Genomic DNA, 23,236 nt, shown 5'->3' with positions numbered 1-23,236 from the left:
ACGCGGTGCGTCTTACTGCGTCTTCTTCTGAACGAATTCGATCTTGTAGCCGTCGGGATCGGTCACGAATGCGATGACGGTCGTACCGTGCTTCATCGGGCCCGCTTCGCGCGTGACGTTTCCGCCTTGCGCCTTGATCTTCGCGCAGGCGGCATAGGCATCGTCGACTTCGAGCGCGATGTGGCCATACCCTTCACCGAGATCGTAAGTCTTCGTATCCCAGTTGTGCGTGAGTTCGATCACCGCACCTTCGCTTTCATCCGTGTAGCCGACGAAAGCCAGCGTAAAGCGTCCTTCGGGATAGTCCTGGCGGCGCAGCAGTTTCATGCCGAGCAGCTCCGTGTAGAACTTGAGCGAGCGATCGAGGTCGCCAACCCGCAACATGGTGTGCAGCAAGCGCATCGTGAACTCCGGTGTCGTCGAAAAGAAGCGAATCTACCAAGAAACCGAGCAAGCCGCTCGCCCTGCTGGCATTGGGGTTAATGCCGCGGCAAAGCGCGCGCAGTCGTGTTTTGGTATGGTACGCAGGGTAGTCGTTTTGCCAGGCGCTTGCCGGAGCTGCACCGCGCTTCCCCGGCCGCGCCGAACGATCGGCGAGACACGCGCCGCCCTCCCGTTCACGCCCAACAGACGCTTCAGATGAACACCGCCGCAGCCATCGCCACGCCGGCACCCGTGCGCCGTGCCCCCGATACGTTCGCCATCGCGTTGATGGTCCTGCTCTGCGCGATTTGGGGCCTGCAGCAAGTCGCGATCAAAACGACGAACGGCGCGCTAGGCCCGATGCTGCAAGCGGGGTTGCGCTCGACCATCGCGGCCTTGCTGGTCTTCGGCTGGGCACGCCTGCGCGGCACGCCGCTGTTTCGACGCGACGGAACGTTCGGCCCCGGCCTGGCAGCCGGCGTGCTGTTCGCCGGGGAATTCATCTGCATTTTCGCGGGGCTCACGCTGACGAGCGCTTCGCGCATGGCCGTCTTCCTTTACACGGCACCGTGCTTCACGGCCCTCGGGTTGCACGCATTCGTCGCCGGCGAGCGGATGCGCCCGCTGCAATGGTGGGGCGTCGCGGTAGCCTTCGCGGGCATCGCCCTGGCGTTCGCCGACGGCTTCGCTCGACACGCGGCGCCCGGCACCTGGGCGCTCGGCGGCGCCTTGGGCGATGCGCTCGGCGTGCTCGGCGGCGTCATGTGGGCGGCGACGACCGTCGTCGTGCGCGCCACCTCGCTCTCGCATACGAGCGCGAGCAAGACCTTGTTCTACCAACTGGCGGTATCGGCCGTCGTGCTGCTCGCGCTCGCGTTCGCGTTCGGCGAACCGCATCGCGTCCAACTCTCTGCGCTGGCCGTGGCCAGCCTTGGCTACCAAGCGGTCGCAGTCGCCTTCGTCAGCTATTTGACGTGGTTCTGGCTGCTCACGCGCTACACGGCGTCGCGTCTATCGGTGTTTTCGTTCCTAACGCCGCTCTTCGGCGTGGCCTTCGGCGTCGTCCTGCTCGGCGAATCGTTCAACTCGAGCTTCCTGCTGGCTGCGGCCCTGGTGCTTGTCGGCATCGTGCTCGTGAACGCACCCGCGCGCCGACCGGCAGCGACCTAGGCGCGCGTTCCTCGGTCCGGCGATTGGGCGATTGAGCGATCGGCGGCAATCAAGCCGGAGCGTCCCCGAGCGTTTGGGCGACACGCACGTACTCGTCCACCGGAACGTCCTCGGCGCGCCGAGCCAAATCGAAACCGAGCCCCTCGAAATCCACGCGGTCGCGATACGCCGCCAGCGTGTTGCGCAGCATTTTGCGCCGCTGCGAAAACGCAGCCGTCACGAGTTCCCCGAATACCGCCATATCGACCGGCGCGAGTTCATGCGGCGCGTAAGGAATCATCCGCACGATGGCCGAATCGACTTTCGGCGGAGGCTGAAACGATTCGGGGGGCACGTCGAGCTGCTTGTCGATCACATAGCGGTACTGCAGCATCACCGATAACCGGCTGAACGCCTTTGTGCCGGGCTCGGCCACCATCCGCTCCACCACCTCGTTTTGCAGCATGAAGTGCTGATCGACGACGATCGGCGCGAACGTCATGAGGTGAAACAGCAGCGGGCTCGAAATGTTGTAGGGCAAATTGCCGACGATACGCAGGGTCGGCCGCTCGTGCGTTTCGACGAGCGAAGCGAAATCGAAGGCCAGCGCGTCGCCCGCATGGAGCGCCAATCGATCGCCGAATTTGTTCTGCAATCGCGCGATGAGATCGCGATCGAGTTCGACCGCGTGCAGCGGCGCCTCCGGTGTGGCCAGGCGCTCCACAAGCGGCTCGGTGAGCGCCCCGAGGCCCGGGCCGATTTCGACCATACGTTGGCCGCGCTCGGGCGCGATCAGCGAGACGATCGAATCGATGATGCCAAGATCGACGAGGAAGTTTTGCCCGAACCGCTTACGCGCGAAATGGCCTTGATGCTGTCTGCTGGTGGACATCGAAAGAAAACCGAAATGAACGAAAAGCGCCGCTTGGCCGGCCCGCGGCGATCGTCAACCGGCGCGCCGGTTGCGCGCCATCGTGACGGCCGTATCCATGGCGGCGATCATACTACCCGCGTCGGCACGCCCGGTGCCCGCCAGATCGAGCGCGGTACCGTGATCGACCGACGTGCGTACGATCGGCAGCCCTAGCGTGATATTGACGCCTTCGCCGAAGGTGGCGAACTTGAGCACCGGCAAGCCTTGATCGTGAAACATGGCGAGCACGCAATCGGCGTCGCCGAGATAACGCGGCTGAAACAGCGTGTCGGCCGGATACGGGCCGCGTGCGTCGATGCCGCGCTGAACCGCTTGTGCCAGCGCCGGCGCAATGATGTCGATCTCTTCGCGCCCCAAATAGCCGTTCTCGCCCGCGTGCGGGTTGAGCCCGGTCACGAGAATCCGCGGCACGGGTAGGCCGAAGTCGCGCCGCAAATCGCGATCGACGATCGCGATCGTTTCGACGAGGCCGTCGATGCTGAGCGCGGCGGGAACATCCTTGAGCGGCAAATGCGTCGTGGCGAGCGCGACGCGCAACGGGCGCGAGCCCGTCCCCGCCAGCATCATGACGACGCGCGCCGTACCCGTACGCTCGGCGAGGTACTCCGTATGGCCGGTGAACGGTACGCCCGCATCGTTGATCGTGCTCTTTTGCAACGGCGCCGTGACGATCGCATCGAATGCACCGCGAAGCGCGCCGTCGATCGCTTCGTCGAGCAAGCCGAGCACATAGGGGCCGTTGGAAGCATCGAGCCGCCCCGGCAGGCAAGGCGCGGCAAGCGGCCGATGCACGAGGTGGATATGGCCGGCCTGTAACAACGCCGCCCAATCGACACCCACGGCGCGGGCACGCGCCTCGAGCAATGCGGCATCGCCCAGTACCGTGAATTCGACACCGGGCCAATGCGCCGCGGCGCCCGCGAGGGCCGCCGCCGTCAACTCGGGCCCGACGCCGGCCGGCTCACCGGTCGTGATCGCGATAGTCAGCGGGGCAACGCTCGGAGCGCTCGTCATCGTCTATTGGCTCACTGCTGTGCGAGCGGGCCGCCGACCTTGTATTGCACGTACGCGGAATCGCGCAGTTGGCGCAGCCAGTCGGAGTATGCCTGCTCCGCCTTGCGCTGGCCGATCGCCTGGCGCGCCAAATCCATTTGCTGCTGGACCGAACCCTCGGCCTCGCGCCGGCCGAGCACCTGGATCAGGTGGTAGCCGTATTCGCTGCGCACCGGTTCGCTGATTTCGCCGTCCTTCAAATCGTTCATCGCGCGTTCGAACTCGGGCACCGTTTCGCCGGGGCTGATCCAGCCGAGATCGCCGCCTTGCGACGCGGAACCGTCTTGCGAATACGTGCGCGCGAACTGGGCAAAATCGCCGCCCGCTTCGATCTGCTTGCGCAAGTCGAGCAGCTTCTGCCGGGCTGCCGCCTCGGACTGGCCGTCGCCGACACGAATCAGAATATGCCGCACATGCGTTTGGACGAGTTTCGGCGCATCGGCCGCCGACCCGCCGATCCCAACGCGCCGATCGACCAGCCGCACCACTTCGAAGCCGTCGTCGGTGCGGATCGGCGCGGGCGCGACTTCGCCGGGACGCAACTCCGATGCGGCCTTGACGAACGCATCGGGCAAATTCCCCGGTGCCTTGAACCCGAGATCGCCGCCTTGCTTCGCGTCGGCCGCCTGCGATTCGTCCTTCGCGAGCGATTCGAACTTCGTGCCGCTCTTCGCGCGCTGCAAGATGGCCTCGGCCTTCTTCTGGGCGGCGTCGACGACGTCTTGCGCCGCGCCGGCCGGCACCTTGACGAGGATGTGCTCGATGCGCAAGTCCTGCTGCGCCCGCACGCCGGGCCCGCGCTGGCTGGCGATGTAGTTCGCGACTTCGGCGTCGGACACGGTCACCTTGCTGTCGACCTCTTTCTCGCGCAGCTTCGAGAGCGTCAGCTCATTGCGCGCATCGCGCGTAAACACCGACCACGACACCCCTTCGGCTTCGATCCGCGCGCGGTATTGATCCACCGGCATGTTGTTGGCGGCCGCCAGGCGCTGCAGCGTCTTTTGAACATCGGCATCGCTCACTACGATACCGTCCTCCTTCGCCTTCTCGAGTTGAACGCGCTCGAGCACCATTTGATTGAGCACTTGCGCGCGCAACTGGTCTTTCGGCGGCACCGGCGCGTGTTGCTGCTCGAGGCGCCGGGCGATGAGGCCGGTCCGTTCGTCGAGTTCGCGCACGGTGATGACGTCGTCGTTGACGACAGCAGCCACGGAGTCGACCGTCTGGCCGGCCGGTGCGCGTCCCAACGCCTGTGCCGCGGCCGGCGCGACCGGCAGGAAAACGGCGGCGGCCATCGATGCCGCGAGCGTTGCCAAGCGAAGCTTATTCACGATTGCCACACATGCTCCAAATATCTCGGGCCGCTTGTTGCGCCCCTTTTTTGCGCGCACGAGCCGAAAGGCTCCACGCGTTGCTCGTACGATCACTCGTAATTCGTAAAGCGCGCCAACGGCGGCGCCGGCGGCGGGGGCGGCTGGTAGCCCGCCACGCCTGCGCGGAATGCCGCCACGAGGCCGTTATCGACGTTCGACAGCCCCTTGAGCGTCAATTGCGCCAGCACGCGCGTGTCCCTCGTATACTGCCCGGTCGAATTCAGGCCGTTCAAGTAACGCTGCGCCCCGATGCCGAGGACCCAGCAATCGGCATCGTACTGGAAGCCGACTAGGCCGTCGACGAGCCGGTGCCCCCCCAGCTCATAGTTCAGTCGCGCCACCGCGTAGATCCGATGCGTGAGCGGCCACTCGGACGAAACCAGGATTTGCTTGATCGGCCTGTTGCCGAGCGTTTGACTCGCCCGCGTATACCGATAGGCCACATTGATGACCTTGCGTTCCTCCGGGCTGAACCCGAAACCGATACTGGCCCGCACGAGCTGGTTGTCGTCCGCATTATATTGGAACGCCGTTTCCGAAGCGAAACCGGCGCCAAGCTTGAGCGACGCCCCGGCTAGCAAGTCGGAGTGGCCTGTCGCCGGCGTCGGGGTATCGGTGCCCAGCGTCACGCGCTGATCGGTGAAGTAGTACTGCTGCGCAATGACGAAGCGCGCGCGTTCGTCCCCCGTCGCCGGATTGATGAAGCGCGTGGTGAGCGCGGCTGTCAGGCGATTCGCATCGGCGACGCGGTCGTTGCCGACGAACGTATTCGGCGTAAAGATTTCGGCGAGCCCGAAGTCCGCTTCGGCGGTATCGAACACGGGCGCGAAGCTCTGATTGCGATACGGCGTGTAGACGTAATAGATCCGAGGCTCGAGCGTCTGGATATAGTCGTCGCCGAACAAGCGAACGGAACGGTCGAACACGAGCCCGCTGTCGAAGCTCAATGTCGGAATCGACTCGGTGAACGCCTTCGGCTGCCCCGTGGGTGCCGTGCTGGAAATATGGTTGAGATCGTACGATGCGAAGTGCCACTGCACCTTCGGCACGACGAAGTAACCCGGCCCGACGATCCCGTACGAAACGTACGGGTTGAACATCAGGCGATCGCCCTCGGTTGCATCGGCCGACGTGATGCGAAAGCGCGTGTAGTCGGCTTCGGCGCCGAAATCGAAGCCGCCGACGTTGTATTTCGCGTATTTGACGTTCAACTGGGGCTCGCGGCCGTATGGCGGCGTGGAGCCCGCGAGCGTTTGCCAATGCTGCTCGCGTGCCAGCACCGACCATGGGCCGTTGTAGTAGGTGAGCCCGGCTTCCTGCTGGAACAACACCTGGGTGCCGAGGAGGAACTGGTTGCCGGCCGCGGCCAGATCGTGCGTATAGGTGTCGTCGGACACCTTGTTGTACGACACGTAGGCGCCGAACCCATGGCCGAGATTCTGGCTATGCTGCCAGTAGATCGCATACCGGTTCTCGTGCTTGATCGCGTCGTTCGGCAAGAATTCGCCGGTGAACGTGCCCGAGTAGGTCGGAGACAAATAGCGGAACACCGCCTGACTCTGCACCCCGCGCTTCGAGATAATGCGCGGCGTGAACGTCAAATCGCGATTCGGCGCGATATTGAAGTAATACGGCACCGAGAGTTCGAAGCCGTTCGTCGAACTCATCGAAAACTGCGGCGGCAACAAGCCGCTGCGACGCTCGCCCGTCAGCGGAAACGACAGCCACGGGCTCGCAAAGATCGGCACCCCTTGAAAGAACAGGACGCTATTGTGCGCGACGCCTTCGTCCGCGCCAGTGTCGAAATCGAAGCGGCTGCCCCGGATGTACCAAGAAGGATTCGCGCACTGGCAGGCCGTGTAAGTGCCGCTCGTGAACTCGGAACGCTCGCTGTCGAGCAGATCGACGCGCTCGGCGCTGCCCGAGCCGCCGTTCGAATTGAAGTGGTACTTCGGCAACGGCATGTAGCCCTGGCTCGCTTCCACCTTCAGATGAGCCTCGGGCCCCGCGAATAGGACGCCATTTTCGATCACGCGCACGTTGCCGTACGCGTCGGCCATGTCGGTGTCCTGATCGTAGTGGAACGCATCGGCCTTGATCACGGCCACGTGGCGCCGCAGCTCCCCCGAGCCTTTCACCGCCACGTCCCGATCGGCTGTCCCGCTCGTGCCGTCGCCGATCACGAACGTGGCCGGCGAGCTGCCCGGCAGCAACGGGTGCTCTTCGAGTTGCGGCGCAAGCCGCAGCCCCCATGGCGCATCGGTCGGCTGCGGCTGGGCGGCCGCGCCCGCCAATTGCGCGTGCGATACGGCGGGCATGAAGCCCGGAACGGCGATCAGCGCCGCAGCGAGCCGCCTTAGGCGCGGCAGTTTCTCGCCGGGGAAATTCGTGAAAATGGGCTGTCTGGGCGGCATCTATCGTTTGGCGAATCGGCTCGGCGGCGGGAGGCAAGCGCCCGTCGCACGTTACCCGTACCGCAAGCGGGCAAGGGGCGGGTCGCGCCACACGCCGGCGACGAACGCACGCATGCCGACGACGAGCAGTCGAACGGAACCGTGCGAAAGCCGACACGGGAACAAGGCGCAACATAAAAAGTCGTCGGGTATTATATGGCAAGACGTTTTGCCCTCCCCCGATACAATGACCGATTCTCCCGCCGATACCCGGCGCGCTGCCCTCGCCGCCTGGCTCGGCACGCTCGCGCCCCGCTACGGCCTGGCCCTGCCAAGCCTCGTGCCGGCGTCCGCCGACGCCAGCTTCCGTCGCTATTTCCGTCTCGCGAGCGCGTGCGAGTACGGCGCATCGCTGATCGCCGTCGATGCCCCGCCGCCCGAAAAATGCCGCGAGTTCGTTCAGATCGCGAAGATGCTGGCCGACGCCGGCGTGCATGTACCGCGCGTGCTCGAGTGCGACTTCGACGCCGGCTTCATGCTCGTGACGGATCTCGGCACGCGCCCCTACATCGCCGAAATGGATCCGAGCGACACGGCGCGCGCCAAACCGCTCATGCGCGATGCGATCGACGCGCTGATCCGCTGGCAGCGCACGTCGCGCGAGGGCGTATTGCCGCCGTTCGACGAAGCCTTCCTGCGCCGCGAGATGGAACTCATGCCCGAGTGGTACGTCGCGCGGCACTTGGGCCGCGAGGTGGACGAGACCCTACGCGGCGTGCTCGACCGCACCTACGCGCTGTTGATCGCGAGCGCCCGCGCCCAGCCGCAGGTGTATATGCTGCGCGATTTCATGCCGCGCAATCTCATGATCTGCGAGCCCAATCCCGGGGTCCTCGATTTTCAGGACGCGGTGTACGGGCCCATCGCATACGACATCGCCTCGTTGCTGCGCGATGCGTTCATCAGTTGGGACGAGGAGTTCGAACTCGATTGTTTCGTCCACTATTGGGAGCGCGCGAAAAAGGCCGGCCTGCCCGTCGATCCCGATTTCGGCGAGTTCTACCGGCAAATCGAATGGATCGGGCTGCAGCGGCATATCAAGATCCTGGGCTTGTTCGCCCGCTTGCATTATCGCGACGGCAAGCCCCGCTATCTGGACGACCTGCCTCGCTTCGTCGGCTATGCACGCAAGGTGGCCGAGCGCTATCGGCCGCTCGTCCCGTTCGCGCGCGTGCTGGACGATCTCGAAAGCCGCTCGACGCAAGTCGGCTACACGTTTTGAGCGGGCGGGCGAGGCCAATGACGTACGCGCTCACCACAGCGATGATCTTTGCCGCGGGCCGCGGCGAGCGGATGCGCCCGCTCACCGACACCCGCCCCAAGCCCTTGCTCGAAGCCGGCGGCAAACCGCTGATCGTTTGGCAAATCGAACGTCTTGCGCAAGCGGGGGTGTCGACGATCGTCGTCAACCAAGCTTGGCTCGGCGAGCAAATCGAACGCGAACTCGGCGACGGCGCGCGCTTCGGCGTGCGGCTGCTCTATTCGCCCGAGCGCGAGGCGCTAGAAACAGCGGGAGGAATCGCTAAAGCGTTGCCTCTGCTCGAAGCGAACGGTGTGCCGAGCGTCTTTGCGGCCGTCAGCGGGGATGTGTTCTGCGAATTCGACTACGTACGGCTGCGCGAGCCGGCCGCTCGAATGGCCGCATCGACGCAGCCGCTCATGCATCTCGTCATGGTGCCGAATCCGGTGTTCCATCCGCGCGGCGATTTTTCGCTCGATACGGCCGGGCGCCTGTCGCTGGACGGCGCGGCGCGTTATACGTTCGGCAATATCGGCGTCTACGATACGCGAATGTTCCGCGCGCTCGCGCCGGGAGAACGTCGCGCACTCACGCCGTACTACCGGGAGACCGTCGCCGCCGGGCTCGCCAGCGGCGAACTCTACGACGGGCGCTGGGAAAACGTCGGCACGCCCGATCAGTTGCGTGCGCTCGACGCCGAACTGCGTGCCGGAGGCGTTCGAGCGTAGCCGTTACGCGCCTTCGCTTTGCGCGTGGGCACGCGATGCGGCGCGCTGCTGCAGCGCCCACATTTGCGCGAACGCGCCGCCCGCCTCCAGCAACTCGGCATGAGTGCCCCGCTCGACGATACGCCCGTGATCCATGACGATGATTTGCTCGGCGTGGACGACCGTCGATAACCGGTGGGCGATGACGAGCGTCGTGCGCCCCCGCGCGATTTGATCGAGTTCGTTCTGAATCGCTCGCTCCGAGTGCGAATCGAGCGCGGACGTCGCTTCGTCGAAAATGAGAATCGGCGGGTTCTTAAGCAACGTCCGAGCGATGGCGACGCGCTGCTTTTCCCCGCCCGACAGCTTGAGCCCCCGCTCGCCCACGGGCGTTTCGTAGCCCTTGGGCAACCCTTCGATGAATTCGTGGATGTGGGCCGCCCGCGCGGCCGCGATCACCTCGTCGCGCGTCGCTTCGGGGCGCCCGTAGGCGATGTTGTAGTAGATCGTATCGTTGAACAGCACCGTGTCTTGCGGCACGATGCCGATCGATGCCCGCAGCGAATCTTGCGTCACGTCGCGCACGTCCTGGCCGTCGATCGTAATCGCCCCGCCGGCCGCACGGTCGAGATCGTAAAAGCGAAACAGCAGCCGCGCCAACGTGGATTTGCCCGAACCGCTCGGCCCGACCACCGCCGTCGTCGTGCCCGCCGCGATCGAAAAGGTCACCCCATCGAGAATCACGCGCGTGCTTTCGTAGCCGAAGCGGACGTGCTCGAAACGCACTTCGCCGCCGCGCACGGCAAGCGCTCGAGCGCCGGGCGCATCCGGCACCTCGCGCGCGGCGCCGAGCAGCGTGAACATCCGGTCCATATCGGTGAGGCTTTGCTTGAGTTCGCGATACACCACGCCGAGGAAGTTCAGCGGAATATACAGCTGCAGCATGAACGTATTGATGAGCACGAGATCGCCTAGCGTGAGGCGTCCCGCCATGACGCCTTGCGTCGCGCGCCACAGAATGAAGACAAGTGCCGTGCCGATGATCGCTTGCTGGCCGAAGTTCAGCAGCGACAGCGAGTTCTGCGACTTGATCGCCGCAGCCCGATAGCGCTTCAGGTTCTCGTCGTAGCGCCGAGCCTCCCAATCTTCGTTGCCGAAGTATTTCACCGTCTCGTAGTTGAGCAGCGAATCGATCGCGCGCGAATTGGCGCGCGAGTCGAGTTCGTTCATCGTGCGCCGAAAATGCGTGCGCCACTCGGTCACTTTGACCGTGAAGACGATGTACGTCACCAACGCGACGAAGGCGACGAGCGCATAGTAAGCCTCGTATTTGACGACGAAAAAACCCATCACGAGGCCGACTTCGACGAGTGTCGGCAAGATGCTGTACAGCGAGTACGAGATCAATTGCGAAATGCCGCGCGTACCGCGCTCGATGTCGCGCGACATGCCGCCTGTTTGCCGGTCCAGATGAAAGCGCAGCGAGAGCGAATGCAGATGGCGAAACACCTTCAGCGCGACTTGGCGCACGGCGCTTTCCGTCACCTTCGAAAAGAGGATTTCGCGCAGCTCGGTGAACAGCGAGGTCGACAGCCGCACGAGCGCATAGGCGACGACGAGCAAGCCCATGCCGCCGGCCAGCACGATCGCCGGCTCGTGATGCGCCCGCCCGAGCGCCGTCAGTTGGCGCATGGATACGAGGCCGTCGACGATGTGCTTCATGACGATCGGCACCCCGAGATTGGCGAGCTTCGCGCCGATCAGGCACGACAGCGCAAGCGCTACGCGCCCCTTGTAGTCGGCAAGGTAGGGCAGCAGCGAACGGATCGTCTGCCAGTCGCGGCGCGCGGCGCCGGGGGTGGCCGCGGGCGCGGGTTCTGTCGATGAGCTATAGCGGCGCATGGGTCCACACGGAAACGAAGCCGCGCAAGCGGCGGATGGGCGGGCGGCCTGCGGGCATTGCACGCGGCGATCGCGACGATCGCGACGCATGCGCCCGTGGCACGAGGCGTGCGCCGTGTCCGCGTTTGCCCGTACAATTTCGATGGCCGACCGTTCGCTGGCGACCATTGTCGCAGGCTCGGCCCATTGTCGCAGAACAGGTAACCTCGATGACTATTTCCCCCCCGCTGCTTCCGCAGAAGAATTGCGCCCTGCGCGTCGTCCCGCAGCCCTCCGACGCCAACGTACACGGCGACGTGTTCGGCGGCTGGATCATGGCGCAAGTCGACATCGCCGGCTCGATTCCCGCGAGCCGGCGCGCCAACGGCCGCGTCGCGACGGTCGCCGTCAACTCGTTTATCTTCAAGCAGCCGGTGTTCGTCGGCGATCTGCTCAGCTTCTATGCCGATATCGTGAAAACGGGCACGACCTCGATCACGGTTTCCGTTGAAGTCTTTGCCCAGCGCATGAGCCTGACCGAGGAACTCGTCAAGGTCACGGAAGCCACGCTCACCTACGTGGCGACCGATAAGGACCGCCGTCCGCGCAAACTGCCCGATCTAGCCTGACACACCGGCCGCTCCGCGGCGGCCGGCGCTCCGGCGTTACGCCGGCACGCCGCCGGCCACGCCCACGTGCGGCCCACGCGCTTGCTGCAGCAGTGCGGGAATCGCATCGTGCGGCATCGGTCGCGCAAAGAAGTAGCCCTGCATTTCGTTACAGGCGCGCTCCTTGAGGAAATCGAGTTGCGCCGCCGTTTCGACGCCTTCGGCAATCACCTGCAGTTGCAGCGAATGCGCCAGCGCGATGATGGCCGAGGTGATCGTCTCGTCGTCGTTCGAGGCACCGATGTCCGACACGAACGAGCGGTCGATCTTCAGACGGTCGACCGGGAAACGCTTCAGATAACTCAGGCTCGAATAGCCGGTTCCGAAATCGTCGATGGCCAGACCGATGCCGAGCGCGTGAAGTTCGGCGAGCATCGTGACCGCCTCCTCCGCATTGCGCATGATCGTGCTTTCGGTCAGCTCGAGTTCCAGATACTGCGGTTCGAGGCCGGTTTCCTCGAGAATCGACATCACGAGTTTGGCGATGTCGCGCTGCTGAAACTGCCGCGCCGACAAGTTCACCGACACGCGCGCGGGCGGCAAGCCTTCGTCCTGCCACGCCTTGTTTTGCCGGCACGCCTCGCGCAGCACCCACTCCGAGAGCGGACCGATCAGTCCGCTCTCCTCGGCCACGGGAATAAAGGCCGAAGGCGGCACGAGCCCGACTTCGGGATCGAGCCAGCGCACGAGCGCCTCCATCCCGACGATCTGGCCTGTTTCGATGTCCACCTGCGGCTGGTAGTGCAACAAGAACTCGCTGTCGCGCAAGGCTCGGCGCAGACGACGCTCGAGATTGAGCCGGGCGCCCACGCTCGTATTCATCTCGGGCTGATAGAACTGGAACGTGTTGCGCCCCATGTCCTTGGCGCGGTACATCGCCAAATCCGCCTTTTTCAGCAAGGTTTCGACGTCCTCGCCGTCTTGCGGAAACAAGCTCGCGCCCATGCTGCAGCCCACGTACAGCTCGGTGCCGTCGAGCATGACCGGCTCGGAGATCGTCGCGCGCACGCGCTCCATCCAACCGATCAGCGTTGCTTCGTTCACGGCATCGGTCAGCACGATCACGAACTCGTCGCCGCCGTGCCGCGCCACCGTATCGCCCGGGCGCGCGCTGCGTGCGAGCCGTTCGCCCACCACGCCCAGCAACCGGTCGCCCACGCTGTGGCCGAGGCTGTCGTTGACGTTCTTGAACCCGTCCAAATCGATGAAGACGACCGCGAGCGGCTTGCCGCGCCCGATCGCCTGATTGAGCCGCTCGCGCAGCAAGTTGCGATTCGGCAACCGCGTCAAGCCGTCGTAGTTCGCCTGATACTCGAGCTGCTCCTGGTAGCGGATCAGATCGGTGACGTCGTTGATGACGCCGATATGGTGCGTGGTATTGCCGTCAGGATCGGGCACGGGCGCAATGAACAGCTGATTCCAAAACAGCGCGCCGTCCTTGCGATAGTTGCGCAAGACGGCGCTCACTTCGCGGTTCGCGGCCAGGGCTTCGCGAATCGCGACCAGCCCTTCCTGGTCGCGGTCGTCCCGCTGCAAGAAGCGGCAATCCTGGCCGACGACTTCGGCCGGATCGTAGCCCGTGATCCGCTTGAACGCCGGGTTCGCATATTCGATGACATGGCCGCCGCCGGAGGCGGCCGTGATCAGCACGGCATTGACGCTCGCATCGAGCGCCCGGCTTTGCAGACGCAGCGCGAGATCGGACCGCTTGCGCTCCGTCACGTCCGTGTAGGAGCCGAGCACGCCGATGACGGTGCCGTCGCCGTTCGTCAGCGGAATCTTGCTCGTGATCCCGGCGCGGTGCACGCCGTCGATCATCACCTCGAATTCGTGGTTCATCTTCGGCACGCCGGTCTCGATCACTTCCTGGTCGGCCTTGCGCAGCGAGGCGGCCAATGCGCCCCACGGCATGTCCTCATCGGTCTTGCCGATCACTTGCTCGGTGTACGCAAGCCCCGCGTCCCGCGCGAACGCCACGTTGCAGCCGAGGTAGCGCGAATCGCGGTCTTTCCAGAAGATGCGCTGGGGGATGTTGTCGATGACCGTCTCGAGCATCTGATTCGAGCGCTGAGCTTCGGCTTCGGCCTTGATTTGCTCGCTGACGTCGTCCGCGAGGACGAACATCGCCGGGCGGCCCATGAACGTGAGCGCATGGTTCGTGATATCCGCGCTCAATTGCGTGCCGTCGCGGCGGCGTTGCCGCCATACGCCCGCCGATACCCGGCCGCGGCGCGGCGCGGCGTAACCGCGCACGAGGTACGACTCGAGCCGGGCAATCTCGTCGGGCCAGCAAAGATCGCGAATCGTCATGCCGTGAAACTCGCTTTCGCTGTAGCCGTACTGCTCGACGGCCGCCGCGTTCACGGCGAGAAAGCAGAGCGTGTCGCGATCGTAGATCCACATCGGCACAGGGTGGGCATCGAACAGCTCGCGAAAGCGCTGGTCGCTGCGCCGCATCGCGCGGGCCACACGGAGCTTCGCGCGCGCGGCGCTCTCGCGCACGCCGAACGTGTAGATCAGCATGCCGCAGCCAGCCACCATCGTCACGATGAGCAGCAGCGTGGCCAGACGCGTCGAATGCGCGGAGGCCGCCAGCGACGACTCCAATGCGTCATCTTCCCGTTCGCGCAGTTTCGCGACGGAGGCATCGACGACGTCGAGCGCCGCCCCCACTCGCATGTACACGGGCGCGGCCCAAGCACGTGCGGGGACGTCCCCGACCGCATCCGCGTTGGAACCCGTCGATTGTTGCGCCGCACGAACCAGCGCCGCGTGGGTCGGGCCCTCGACGCCGTCGGCGAGCGTCAACAGCGCGTCGAGATCGCCGCGCATCGCGGCATCGTCCGAGAGCGCCTGCCGAAGCCGCGCCTTGACGCTCGCGAGCGCCGCTTCGCGCTCGCCGATGAACGCGGTGCGAATCGGTTCGCCGGCGCGCTCGAAACGGCCCAGGGCCGCGAGCCCGGAGCCGAGCGTCGCGCGGTATGCGTCGAGATCGCGCTTGACGCTCATGGAGCGCTGGGTGCGCAAATCGGTCGCTCGCTCGCTACGAATCTGCCCGTAGGCGACGAACGCGTTGGCGCCGATCGCAGCGGCGGCAACCACGACGTTGATCAGCAGCCGCTTGGATAAAAAGGAACGCATTGGATGTCGAAAGCCGGTCGTTCTAGTGCCCAGGGTGGAGATCCTGGGTTGAGGGGCACTCAGGATGGGGCGGCATGTTCATGCGACTGCAACGCGCCCGCTCGATCCTTCGTGCCGAGACCGATCCGAGGCTTTCCGCGCCAACCTATGGATATCGGCGGTGCGCGGCCGAACTTGAGGGAGCGCGTTAAAAATGTCGTGGGCCGCAGCCGGACACACCCGGCGCCGCCTCCGGCCGGCATCGCGGGAAAGGGGCGCTCAAATACCTGGGGGTCAATCCATCAGGCCGAACTCGCGCATGGCGGGCAGAAAATCGTGGCTCGCCTCGGGTTTGCGCGTCAATTTCGTCAGGACGTAGCGTTTGAACGGATCGAGCCGCCCCCAGCGCTCGACGCTCGGCGCATTGGCGCCGGCTTCGCGGCTGTGCCTAAGCACGCCTTCGGGTACGGCGGATGCGTTGCGCCAGGCCGGCTCCTGTTCCGGCGTGAACCATTCGGGTTCCAGGTTCGCGTGCGTACGCATCATTTCGAAGAGGGCATGATCGAAGTTCGGCTCGATCTGGGCGTCTTCGTCGACAGGAAACCGTGCCAGCAGCGTGCGATCGGCATGCGGTAACAATTGCCACTGCGCGAGCGAAATGCGTAGACCGAAGCGGTCGAGATTGAAACGGACCGACATCGGCATATAGGTGAGGTCCTCCGACGAGACCCGCTCGAAATCGAACATCAACGGCGTTTCATGCAATCCCATGGCGGTGTCCTTTGGCGCGCGCGCGCCGGCGCAAAGCGGGCAAGCGATGCCCGCTTGAGGTATTTTAGAACCTTATGCGCGAAACGCCGGCCGGCGCGAGCCGCGGTGCGGCGATCGGCCGGCGGGCGCGCCATTTTCGACGAGGAGCGAAGTTGAACGAGCCATGGGACGGTGCCGAAGAGCGAGGCATCGTCGAGCAAGCGGTACGCCGGCATCGCGATGGCGAGATCGAGGCGACAGTCGATGAGGTCGGCCAGGAATGGCCCGTCGCCCTCGTCTTCAACGGCATCTCCCATGCCGTCATGATGTGCACGCCGCGCGAACTCGAAGCATTCGCGGTCGGATTCGCCATCTCGGAGGGCATCGTCAAGCGGCGCGCCGATATCCGCGATATCGACGTTGCGTTCCATCGCGACGGCGCGACGCTGCCCTATGCGCACGTCGAGCTGACGATCGCGCAAGAAGCGTTCGGCGCCTTGAAGGAACGCCGCCGCGCCCTCGCGGGCCGGACCGGCTGCGGCGTGTGCGGCATCGAAAGCATCGACTTGCTCGACTTGTCGCCCGAGCGCGTACCGGCGACGGGATTCATGGCGCGCCTCGCACCCGATGCGATTGCGCGAGCGGCGCGCGAGCTGCCAGCCCACCAAGCGCTCACGCGACTGACGGGCGGCTTGCACGCCGCCGCCTGGTGCGATGCGGACGGTGCGATTTCGATCGCGTTCGAAGACGTCGGCCGGCACAATGCGCTCGATAAGCTCATCGGCCGCCTCGTGCTCGATCGCGTGGATACGACGAACGGCTTCGTGTTTCTGTCGAGCCGCGCGAGCTACGAGCTTGTACGCAAAGCGGCGCGCGTCGGCATACCCATGGTGGCGACCATCTCCGCACCGTCGTCGCTCGCCATCGCCATTGCCCGGCAAGCCGGCATTCGGCTCGTCAGCTTTTGCAGAGAGACGAGCTACGTGGAATACGGCGGCGCGTAGGGTCGTTGCGCACCGTCGCAGCCGATCCCTTAACCGAACTGCCGGAAGTCGGGCTTGCGTTTCTGAAAGAACGCCATCATCGCTTCGCGCGCTTCGGGTGCGAGCAGCATCTTGCCGAAGTGCACCACCTCTTCCTTCATGCGCTCGCCGATCTCCTGCCCGTGCGCACGCTTCATCAGCATCTTCGTGACGCGCAGCGACGACGCCGGCAGCGCACTGAGCTTGAGCGCTTGCGCATACGCGAATGCATCCACCTCGCCCGCGGGCAGCAAGCGATTGACGATGCCCATGCGGTGCGCCTCTTGCGCATCGAAGGCCTCGCCGAGCAGGAGTTTTTCGGCGGCGAGCGGATAGCCCGACAGGCGCGGCAGCAACAAGCTGGACGCCGCCTCGGGGCACAACCCCAACTGAGCGAACGGCAGCGAGAACGTCGCCGCGTCGGACGCGTAGACGAGATCGCAGTGCAGCAGCAACGTCGTGCCGATGCCGACGGCCACGCCGGCCACCGACGCGACGATCGGCTTGTTCGCCCCGCTGATACGCCGCAGGAACTGCAGCACCGGCGCGTCCTCGCTGCTCGGCGGCGATTTCATGAAGTCTTCGAGATCGTTGCCCGCGCTGAACGCGTGCGGGCCGCCGCGGATCAAGATCGCGCGCACGGCGGCGTCCTCCTGCGCGTCGGCCAGCGCATCGGCCATCGTTTGGTACATCGCCGAGGTAATGGCGTTTTTCTTTTCGGGCCGATTCAAAGCGATCGTCATCACGCCTTCGGCACTACGCTCAACCACTATGTCCATCGTCTCTCTCCAAAGGAAAACGGTTCGCGGCCCCGGAGGATCGCTCCAAGGCCCACGAACCGTCATAACCGGGTCACGGTGGGGTTACAGCCGCTCGATGATGCCCGCCGCCCCCATGCCGGTGCCGACGCACATCGTCACCATGCCGTACTTCAAATTGCGGCGGCGCAGGCCGTGCACCACCGTTGCCGCACGGATCGCCCCCGTCGCGCCGAGCGGGTGGCCGAGCGCGATCGCGCCGCCGAGCGGGTTGACCTTCGACGGGTCGAGACCGAGTTCGCGCATCACCGCCAGCGATTGCGCCGCGAACGCTTCGTTCAGCTCGATCCAATCGAGATCGTCCTGCGTGAGGCCCGCCGCCTTGAGCGCGGCCGGAATCGCTTCCTTCGGGCCGATCCCCATCACTTCGGGCGGCACGCCGCGCACGGCGAAGCTCACGAAGCGCGCGAGCGGCGTCAGGTTGAATTGCTTCAGGATCTTCTCGGACACGACGATCAGCGCGCCGGCGCCGTCCGACGTTTGCGAGCTATTGCCGGCCGTGACCGAGCCCTTGTTCGCGAACACAGCGCGCAGCTTGCCGAGCCCTTCGAGTGTCGTGTCGGGACGCGGGCCTTCGTCGAGCGCGATCTCGCGCGTCTTCGTTCTGACTTCGCCCGTGGCGAGATCCGGCACGCGCTCCACGAGCGCATACGGCGAGATCTCGTCCTTGAACTCGCCGGCCTGTTGCGCGGCGATCGCCTTTTGGTGCGATTCGAGCGAGAAGCGGTCTTGATCTTCGCGGCTCACCTTCCAGCGCTCGGCCACGCGCTCGGCCGTGAGGCCCATCCCGTAAGCGATGCCGAAGTTTTCGTTGTTGTCGAAGATGTGCGGCGACATCGACGGCGTATTGCCCATCATCGGCACCATGCTCATCGATTCGCAACCGCCCGCAATCATCGCATCGGCTTCGCCGACGCGGATCCGATCGGCCGCCATCGCCAGCGCCGTGACGCCCGATGCGCAAAAGCGGTTGACGGTCACGCCGCCCACCGATTGCGGCAGGCCCGCGAGCAGCGCGCCGATCCGCGCGACGTTCAGGCCCTGCTCGGCTTCGGGGATCGCGCAGCCGACGATCGCGTCTTCGATCACCTTCGTATCGAGCCCCGGCACCTGCGCCACGGCCGATTTGATGGCGTGCACGAGCAGCTCGTCCGGCCGCGTGTTCTTGAATACGCCCCGCGGTGCTTTGCCGATCGGCGTGCGGCTCGCGGCGACGATGTAGGCGTCTTGCAATTGTTTGCTCATTTGTCGCTCCTGCCGTTTAGTTTCGCACCGGCTTGCCGGTCTGCAGCATGCCCATGATTCGTTCTTGCGTCTTTTGCGTGCCGAGCAGATCGACGAACGCGCGGCGCTCGAGTGCGAGCAGCCATTCTTCGTCGACGAGACTGCCCGCTTCGACGTCGCCGCCGCATACGGCTTCGGCGATACGCGAGGCGATCAGGAAGTCGTGCGCGCTGATGAAGTTACCGTCGCGCATATTCACGAGCTGGGCCTTGATCGTCGAAATCGCCGAGCGGCCTGCGACTGGAACCTGTTTGACCGGCAACGGCGGACGATACCCCGCCGCCGCCAGCGCGCGCGCTTCCTTCTTCGCCGTGTCGAGCAGTTCGAACACGTTGAAGACGATCGTGTCCGACGGCTTCAGATAGCCCATCGCACGCGCTTCGATCGCCGACGCCGAGACCTTCGCCATCGCCGCGTTTTCGAACGACTTCGAGAGGAATTTCAGCAGCTCGCCGTTCGATGCGCCGATAGCGGCGGCCGCCTCGGCGGCACGCAGCGCGGCTTCCTTCAGGCCGCCGCCCGCCGGCACGAGGCCGACACCGACTTCGACGAGACCGACATAGCTCTCGATGTGCGCCACCCGCTTGGCGCTATGCAGCATGAGTTCGCACCCGCCGCCGAGCGCGATGCCCGAAACGGCGGCCACCACCGGCACGTTCGCGTATTTGACGCGCAGCATGCCTTGCTGGAATTTCTTGACGAACGGCTCGATCCCCTTGGCGCCGCCCATCATGAACGCGGGCATGGCCTCTTCGAGATTGGCGCCGGCCGAGAACGGGCCGCCCGGCGTACCGAGCTTGAGCGACGTGGGCTGCCACACGACCACGCCCTTGTACGAGGTCTCGGCCAATTCGATGGCTTGCGCGAGGCCGTCGAGCACCCCCGGGCCGATCGTGTTCATCTTCGTCTTGAACGAGACGATGACGACGTCGTCTTCGCCCGCGCGGTCATCCACCCATGCGCGGACCGAATCGGTTTCGAACAGCGTCTTGCCGTAAGCCTTGGGATCGACACCGGCTTCGCCGAGCAGGGGAGCCCGGAACACTTGCTTGCCGTAGACGGGCAACGTCGAGCGCGGCTCGAATCTGCCGGCCGCCGGCGACCACGACCCTTCGGCCGTATGCACGCCGCCCTGTTCCGCCACGACGCCTTCGAACACCCACGAGGGCAGCGGCGCGTTCGCCAATGCCTTGCCCGCTGCAATGTCCTCTTGCACCCACTCGGCCACCTGCTTCCAGCCGGCGGCCTGCCAGCCCTCGAACGGACCTTCGTTCCAGCCGAAGCCCCACCGAATCGCGAGATCGACGTCGCGCGCGTTATCGGCGATCGATTCCAAATGCACGGCGATGTAGTGGAACACGTCGCGGAAGATCGACCACAGGAATTGCGCTTGCGGATGCTCCGATTCGCGCAAGAGCTTCAAGCGCTCCGCCGCCGGGCGCTTCAAGATGCGTCCGACCAGTTCGTCGGCTTTCGCCCCGCCCTCGACATACTCGCCCGTCTTCGGGTCGAGCACCTTGATCGCCTTGCCGTCCTTCTTGTAGAAGCCGGCGCCCGTCTTCTGGCCGAGCGCGCCCTTCGCGACGAGCGCGGCCAACACGGCCGGCGTCTCGTAGACCGGGAAGAACGGATCGTCGGCGAGGTTGTCCTGCATCGTCTTGATGACGTGCGCCATTGTGTCGAGACCGACGACATCGGCCGTGCGGAACGTCGCCGACTTGGCGCGACCCAGCCGCGAACCCGTCAGATCGTCGACTTCGTCGAAGCGCAGTCCGAACTTCGCGGCTTCCGCGACGACCGCGAGGATCGAGAAGATGCCGACGCGGTTGGCGATGAAGTTCGGCGTATCCTTCGCGCGCACGACGCCCTTACCCACGACGCTCGTCAGGAACGTTTCGAGATCGTCGAGGATGTGCGGTTGCGTATGCGACGTCGGAATCAGCTCGACGAGATGCATGTAGCGCGGCGGATTGAAGAAGTGCACGCCGCAAAAGCGCGACTTCAGCTCGTCGGAAAATCCTTCGGACAACTGCGTGATCGACAGGCCCGAGGTGTTCGTCGCGAAGATCGCATGCGGCGCGAGATGCGGCGCGACCTTTTTGTACAAATCGTGCTTCCAGTCCATCCGCTCGGCGATCGCCTCGATGACGAGGTCGCATTGCGCGAGCTTCGCGATGTCGTCTTCGTAATTGGCCGGCTCGATGTAGCGAGCGTCGTCCTTCGCACCGAACGGCGCGGGCGAGAGCTTCTTGAGGTTCTCGATCGCCTTCGAAGCGATCGCGTTCTTCGGGCCTTCCTTGGCCGGAAGGTCGAACAGCAGCACCGGCACCTTGGCGTTGATCAGGTGCGCGGCGATCTGCGCGCCCATCACGCCGGCGCCGAGTACGGCCACCTTGCGAATGATCAGATTGCTCACGTCTTTCCTCCCTCGGAGTCATGCGTTTTCGCTGGCTCGATCGCGGCGTGTCGCGGCGTGTCGCGCTTAGCGACGCGGGTCGAACCGCGGTGAATCGGATGAGCGCGGCGCGTGCTCTCGTACGCGCCGCGCGGCGGGGGCGCTGGCTTAGAACAGCGCCTCGTCGACTTCCATCAGCGTCTTCGATCCCGCGCGTGCCTCGCGGATCGTCTTGGCCGTTTCGGGCAAGAGCTTCGCGAAGTAAAAGCGCGCCGTCGCGAGCTTGGACTGGTAGAACGGGTCGCCCGATGCAGCTTTGTCGAGCGCGATGCGTGCCATGCGCGCCCAGAAGTACGAGAACACCAGATGGCCGACCGTGCGCAGATACGGCACCGCCGCCGCGCCCACTTCGTCTTGGTTGGCCATGGCCTTCATGCCGATTTCCATCGTGAGCTTTTGCACCTTGTCGCCGATATCGGCGAGCGGGTTCACGAACTCTTGCATCTCCGGCTTCACGCCTTCGGCTTCGACGAAGTCCGTCACGAGCTGGCCGAACTTGCGCAGCTTCGCACCCATGTCGCCCAGCACCTTACGGCCGAGCAGATCGAGCGACTGCACCGCATTCGTGCCTTCGTAGATCATGTTGATGCGGGCATCGCGCACGTACTGCTCCATGCCCCATTCCTTGATGAAGCCGTGGCCGCCGAAGATTTGCATCGCGTGGTTCGTGCACTCGAACGCGTTGTCCGAGAGGAACGCCTTCAGGATTGGCGTGAGCAGCGCGACGAGATCGGCCGCTTCCTTGCGCTCGGCTTCGTCTGCGTGCGACAGCTCTTTGTCGATCTGCAGGGCCGACCAATACGAGAAGGCGCGTGCGCCTTCGGCATAGGCCTTTTGCGTGAGCAGCATGCGGCGCACGTCCGGATGCACGATGATCGGATCGGCTGCCTTCTCCGGTGCCTTCGGGCCCGTCAGCGAACGCATCTGCAGACGCTCCTTCGCATAGACGAGCGAGTTCTGATAGGCCACTTCGGTCAGGCCGAGGCTTTGCATGCCGACGCCGAGGCGCGCCGCGTTCATCATGACGAACATCGCCTGCAGGCCGCGGTTCGGTTCGCCGACGAGCCAGCCCTTGGCGTTGTCGAGATTCATCACGCACGTGGCGTTGGCGTGGATGCCCATCTTGTGTTCGATCGAGCCGCACTTGATGCCGTTGCGCTCGCCCGGTTCGCCGGCCGCGTCCGGGATGAACTTCGGCACGATAAACAGAGAAATGCCCTTCGTTCCCGGAGGCGCATCGGGCAGACGCGCGAGCACGAGGTGAACGATGTTTTCCGCGAGATCGTGTTCGCCGCTCGAAATGAAGATTTTCGTGCCGGTGATCAGGAACGAGCCGTCGCCGTTCGATTCGGCCTTCGTGCGCAAGATGCCGAGATCGGTGCCGCAGTGCGGTTCGGTCAGACACATCGTGCCCGTCCACTGGCCGGCCACGAGCTTGGGCAGATACACCTGCTGCTGCTCGGGCGTGCCGTGTGCGTGCAGGCATTCGTAGGCGCCGTGCGACAGGCCCGGATACATCGTCCATGCTTGGTTGGACGAATTAAGCATTTCGTAGAGTGCGTTGTTCACGAATGCCGGCAAGCCTTGGCCGCCGTATTCGGGGTCGCAGCCGAGCGCAGGCCAGCCCGCCTCGACGTATTGGCGATACGCCTCCTTGAAGCCCTTCGGCGTCGTCACCACGCCGTCGCCCGCATAGGTGCAGCCTTCCTCGTCGCCGCTTTGGTTCAGCGGAAACAGGACTTCGGCGCAGAACTTCCCGGCTTCTTCGAGCACTTGGTTGATCGTGTCGGCATCGAGATCGGCGTGCTTGGGCATGCCTTTGACTTCGTTTTCGACGTTCAGCAGTTCGTGCAGCACGAATTGCATGTCGCGCAGCGGCGCGGCGTACTGACCCATGACTTCCTCC

The 23,236-nt window shown here is 64.9% G+C and carries 17 protein-coding genes; 5 read left to right on the top strand and 12 right to left on the bottom strand.

Annotated elements, in window-relative coordinates:
• Window positions 1-12: 12 nt before the first annotated feature.
• The gene (gene gloA, locus ACTHN9_RS14675) at window positions 13-402 is read right to left on the bottom strand and encodes a lactoylglutathione lyase (protein WP_440537493.1); all 390 of its coding nucleotides are present in this window, start codon (window positions 400-402) and stop codon (window positions 13-15) included.
• Window positions 403-639: 237 nt separating this feature from the next.
• Between gloA and ACTHN9_RS14670 the strand changes: the two genes are divergently transcribed.
• On the top strand, window positions 640-1,593 hold the full coding sequence (locus ACTHN9_RS14670; protein ID WP_440537492.1) for a DMT family transporter: 954 nt from the start codon (window positions 640-642) through the stop codon (window positions 1,591-1,593).
• Window positions 1,594-1,642: 49 nt separating this feature from the next.
• Here ACTHN9_RS14670 and rsmA read toward each other — a convergent pair whose 3' ends face one another.
• From rsmA to ACTHN9_RS14650, 4 genes are all read right to left on the bottom strand, one after another.
• Window positions 1,643-2,464: a 16S rRNA (adenine(1518)-N(6)/adenine(1519)-N(6))-dimethyltransferase RsmA gene (gene rsmA / locus ACTHN9_RS14665; protein ID WP_440537491.1), complete on the bottom strand. Its 822-nt coding sequence runs from the start codon at window positions 2,462-2,464 to the stop codon at window positions 1,643-1,645.
• A gap of 54 nt (window positions 2,465-2,518) precedes the next feature.
• Entirely contained in the window at window positions 2,519-3,520 is a 1,002-nt protein-coding gene (gene pdxA / locus ACTHN9_RS14660) for a 4-hydroxythreonine-4-phosphate dehydrogenase PdxA (protein ID WP_440537490.1), read from the bottom strand.
• 11 nt (window positions 3,521-3,531) lie between these two features.
• Window positions 3,532-4,854 (bottom strand): peptidylprolyl isomerase, encoded by a 1,323-nt coding sequence (locus ACTHN9_RS14655; protein ID WP_440537519.1) that lies wholly within the window; start codon window positions 4,852-4,854, stop codon window positions 3,532-3,534.
• A 128-nt stretch (window positions 4,855-4,982) separates the two neighbouring features.
• Entirely contained in the window at window positions 4,983-7,346 is a 2,364-nt protein-coding gene (locus ACTHN9_RS14650; protein WP_440537489.1) for an LPS-assembly protein LptD, read from the bottom strand.
• Window positions 7,347-7,572: 226 nt separating this feature from the next.
• On the opposite strand from ACTHN9_RS14650, the gene ACTHN9_RS14645 reads away from it, so the two are divergent.
• Window positions 7,573-8,607, top strand: a complete 1,035-nt coding sequence (locus tag ACTHN9_RS14645) for an aminoglycoside phosphotransferase family protein (protein WP_440537488.1) — start codon at window positions 7,573-7,575, stop codon at window positions 8,605-8,607.
• 17 nt (window positions 8,608-8,624) lie between these two features.
• Window positions 8,625-9,353 (top strand): N-acetylmuramate alpha-1-phosphate uridylyltransferase MurU, encoded by a 729-nt coding sequence (murU, locus tag ACTHN9_RS14640; RefSeq protein WP_440537487.1) that lies wholly within the window; start codon window positions 8,625-8,627, stop codon window positions 9,351-9,353.
• A 3-nt stretch (window positions 9,354-9,356) separates the two neighbouring features.
• Here murU and ACTHN9_RS14635 read toward each other — a convergent pair whose 3' ends face one another.
• Window positions 9,357-11,234, bottom strand: coding sequence for an ABCB family ABC transporter ATP-binding protein/permease (locus tag ACTHN9_RS14635; RefSeq protein WP_440537486.1), 1,878 nt, complete (start codon window positions 11,232-11,234; stop codon window positions 9,357-9,359).
• A gap of 209 nt (window positions 11,235-11,443) precedes the next feature.
• On the opposite strand from ACTHN9_RS14635, the gene ACTHN9_RS14630 reads away from it, so the two are divergent.
• Entirely contained in the window at window positions 11,444-11,842 is a 399-nt protein-coding gene (locus ACTHN9_RS14630; RefSeq protein ID WP_440537485.1) for an acyl-CoA thioesterase, read from the top strand.
• Between the two features lie 36 nt (window positions 11,843-11,878).
• On the opposite strand, the gene ACTHN9_RS14625 is transcribed toward ACTHN9_RS14630, so the two are convergent.
• Together ACTHN9_RS14625 and ACTHN9_RS14620 are read right to left on the bottom strand one after the other, a co-directional pair.
• Entirely contained in the window at window positions 11,879-15,022 is a 3,144-nt protein-coding gene (locus ACTHN9_RS14625; RefSeq protein WP_440537484.1) for a sensor domain-containing protein, read from the bottom strand.
• A 273-nt stretch (window positions 15,023-15,295) separates the two neighbouring features.
• Window positions 15,296-15,772: a nitrate reductase associated protein gene (locus tag ACTHN9_RS14620; RefSeq protein ID WP_440537483.1), complete on the bottom strand. Its 477-nt coding sequence runs from the start codon at window positions 15,770-15,772 to the stop codon at window positions 15,296-15,298.
• Window positions 15,773-15,924: 152 nt separating this feature from the next.
• On the opposite strand from ACTHN9_RS14620, the gene fdhD reads away from it, so the two are divergent.
• Complete coding sequence (gene fdhD / locus ACTHN9_RS14615) at window positions 15,925-16,755, top strand: formate dehydrogenase accessory sulfurtransferase FdhD (RefSeq protein WP_440537482.1); 831 nt, start codon at window positions 15,925-15,927, stop codon at window positions 16,753-16,755.
• 29 nt (window positions 16,756-16,784) lie between these two features.
• On the opposite strand, the gene ACTHN9_RS14610 is transcribed toward fdhD, so the two are convergent.
• The 4 genes from ACTHN9_RS14610 to ACTHN9_RS14595 all read right to left on the bottom strand — a co-directional run bounded on the left by ACTHN9_RS14610 (window position 16,785) and on the right by ACTHN9_RS14595 (window position 23,226).
• Complete coding sequence (locus tag ACTHN9_RS14610; RefSeq protein WP_440537481.1) at window positions 16,785-17,552, bottom strand: enoyl-CoA hydratase; 768 nt, start codon at window positions 17,550-17,552, stop codon at window positions 16,785-16,787.
• Window positions 17,553-17,636: 84 nt separating this feature from the next.
• Window positions 17,637-18,836 carry an acetyl-CoA C-acyltransferase gene (locus ACTHN9_RS14605; RefSeq protein ID WP_440537480.1) on the bottom strand — a complete coding sequence of 400 codons (1,200 nt, stop codon included), beginning with the start codon at window positions 18,834-18,836 and terminating at the stop codon, window positions 17,637-17,639.
• A 16-nt stretch (window positions 18,837-18,852) separates the two neighbouring features.
• Window positions 18,853-21,291, bottom strand: a complete 2,439-nt coding sequence (locus ACTHN9_RS14600; protein WP_440537479.1) for a 3-hydroxyacyl-CoA dehydrogenase/enoyl-CoA hydratase family protein — start codon at window positions 21,289-21,291, stop codon at window positions 18,853-18,855.
• A gap of 147 nt (window positions 21,292-21,438) precedes the next feature.
• Window positions 21,439-23,226 (bottom strand): acyl-CoA dehydrogenase C-terminal domain-containing protein, encoded by a 1,788-nt coding sequence (locus ACTHN9_RS14595; RefSeq protein WP_440537518.1) that lies wholly within the window; start codon window positions 23,224-23,226, stop codon window positions 21,439-21,441.
• Between the last annotated feature and the right edge of the window lie 10 nt (window positions 23,227-23,236).

It is taken from the genome of Trinickia sp. (assembly GCF_051953405.1).
Classification (GTDB): domain Bacteria; phylum Pseudomonadota; class Gammaproteobacteria; order Burkholderiales; family Burkholderiaceae; genus Trinickia.
Note: the sequence above shows the minus strand (reverse complement) of the source record. Positions and strands in the feature narration are given on the sequence as shown.